The sequence below is a fragment of the Candidatus Thioglobus sp. genome, assembly GCF_029243085.1.
GTDB lineage: Bacteria > Pseudomonadota > Gammaproteobacteria > PS1 > Pseudothioglobaceae > Thioglobus_A.
In genome coordinates this window covers 1-2,048 of record NZ_JAQWSS010000090.1, presented here as the reverse complement: position 1 = coordinate 2,048, position 2,048 = coordinate 1, and the positions used below count along the sequence as shown (strand labels likewise).

The 2,048-nt window shown below is 37.3% G+C and carries 3 protein-coding genes; 2 read left to right on the top strand and 1 reads right to left on the bottom strand.

Annotated elements, in window-relative coordinates:
* Window positions 1–926 (top strand): ammonium transporter (locus P8M52_RS05105; RefSeq protein ID WP_300308262.1); only part of this gene is annotated, 926 nt, incomplete at its 5' end.
* Between the two features lie 169 nt (window positions 927–1,095).
* Window positions 1,096–1,680 carry an ANTAR domain-containing protein gene (locus P8M52_RS05100; RefSeq protein ID WP_300308259.1) on the top strand — a complete coding sequence of 195 codons (585 nt, stop codon included), beginning with the start codon at window positions 1,096–1,098 and terminating at the stop codon, window positions 1,678–1,680.
* A gap of 11 nt (window positions 1,681–1,691) precedes the next feature.
* On the opposite strand, the gene P8M52_RS05095 is transcribed toward P8M52_RS05100, so the two are convergent.
* Window positions 1,692–2,048: twin-arginine translocase subunit TatC (locus P8M52_RS05095; RefSeq protein WP_300308256.1), on the bottom strand; the 357-nt coding region annotated here is incomplete at its 5' end.

Below are 2,048 nucleotides of genomic sequence, written 5' to 3'. Positions count from 1 at the left end.
GGTTTTTCCAAATGGTTTTTTGCGCTACAACAGTTTCAATTGTATCAGGAACATTAGCTGAAAGAATCAAAATATGGCCTTTCTTTTTGTTTGCTGCAATTTTAACTGGAATTATTTATCCAATTGAAATGGGTTGGCAGTGGGGTGGCGGATGGTTATCAGCTGCTGGATTTTCAGATTTTGCTGGCTCAACGTTAGTACATGCTGCAGGTGGTGCCGCCGCTTTAGCAGGTGCAATTGTGCTTGGAGCAAGAGCAGGTAGATTTAGTTCTAGTGGTGGAGTAAAAGCTATGACACCATTTGCTGCATCATCAATTCCGTTAGCTACTTTAGGAGTATTTATACTTTGGATGGGTTGGTTCGGTTTTAATGGTGGATCAGTATTAGCAATGGCTAGTAAAGAGAGTGCTAATGCTGTAGCAATGGTGTTCTTAAATACAAATGCAGCTGCTGCTGGTGGTGTAATTGCAGCATTATTGTTAGTCAAGTTGTTATGGGGCAAGGCGGATCTTACTATGGCATTAAATGGTGCTTTAGCGGGTCTAGTTGCAATTACAGCTGGACCGGATACACCAACAGCTTTAGAAGCAACTCTAATTGGTGCTGTAGGTGGTGTTCTTGTTGTATTCTCAATCAATATGTTAGATAAGACATTTAAGATCGATGATCCAGTAGGTGCGATCTCTGTTCATGGTGTTGTTGGTTTATGGGGTTTATTAGCTGTACCTTTAACTAACTCTGGAGTTTCTTTCACAGGTCAGTTGGCTGGCGCAGGTACAATTTTTGTATGGGTGTTTGGTACGTCTTTAGTTCTGTGGCTAGCTCTTAAAGCTATAATGGGTGTTAGAATTTCAGAGGAAGAAGAATACTCTGGTGCTGATATAGCTGAATGTGGTTTAGAAGCATATCCGGAATTTAAAAAATAATTCTAGAGTAAAAATCTAATCTATATTAGAACCCCGCTTATTAGCGGGGTTTTTTTTGCTTATATAATTTCATTATATTGACTATATAAACTTTAATTTTTTAGTTTGTCTATATACTAAGGATCCTAGTAAAATATTATTAATAAAATTTCAGACTAGAGCAAAATTTATGGGTATAGCACTTAAAATTATTTTAATTGACGAAAATGCAGGGCGTTCTGCAATGCTAAGAAGGGCACTTCAAGATAAGGGTCATGATGTTATTTGCCGTATGACTAACAGTTCACAATTGCAAGATAGTAATGAATTGACACATGCAGACGTGGTAATTATTAATGCAGATATTCCAGATACCGAAGTATTTGCAAATCTAACTGATGTTAATAAAACAAAGCCAAAGCCTATAGTAATGTTTACAGAGGAATCTGATACAGATATGGCTAACTCCGCTATTAAGTCCGGTGTTAATGCGTATATTGTTGATGGTCTTGAAGAGGATCGTGTTCAGCCAATTATTGACGTTGCAATGGCTAGATTTAGAGAATTCCAAGCGCTTAAAGATGAGTTGGACGCGACACGAAATCAATTATCTGAACGTAAAGCTGTTGAAAAGGCTAAAGGTTTATTAATGAAGCATAAAAATGTTAATGAAGATGAGGCGTATCAATCATTACGCAAGATGGCTATGGATAAGAATAGGCGTATTGTTGAGGTGGCTGAAAGTGTTATTAATGCGTTTGAACTACTTGGTTAGCCAATAACAATTTAAGATTTTTTGTTTGATAGGTTGTCGTTTTCTAGCTTTTCAAATTCAGCATCAATTTTATCCATTTCAGCGTCAAATTCGTCATCATTCCAATCTTCTTTTTCTTCTTCTTTGGTAGTTTTCTTTGACGGCTGATCGGGATTATTATCTGGATCAATGTCATTTGACTCTAAGTTGTTTTCTTTACGTATAAATAGTGGTGCAAATATAAGCCCAGCTTCAAACAATAGCCACATTGGAATGGCGATCAATGTTTGTGAGATGATGTCTGGTGGCGTTAATAACATGCCCAAAATAAAAGCGCCGATAACCACATAAGGACGGTTGTTCTTAAGCTTTTCAACTGTGGTAACACC

Coding starts and splice junctions, on each gene's coding strand:
- P8M52_RS05100 (WP_300308259.1), top strand. CDS start 1,096: ATGGGTATAGCACTTAAAATTATTTTAATTGACGAAAATGCAGGGCGT.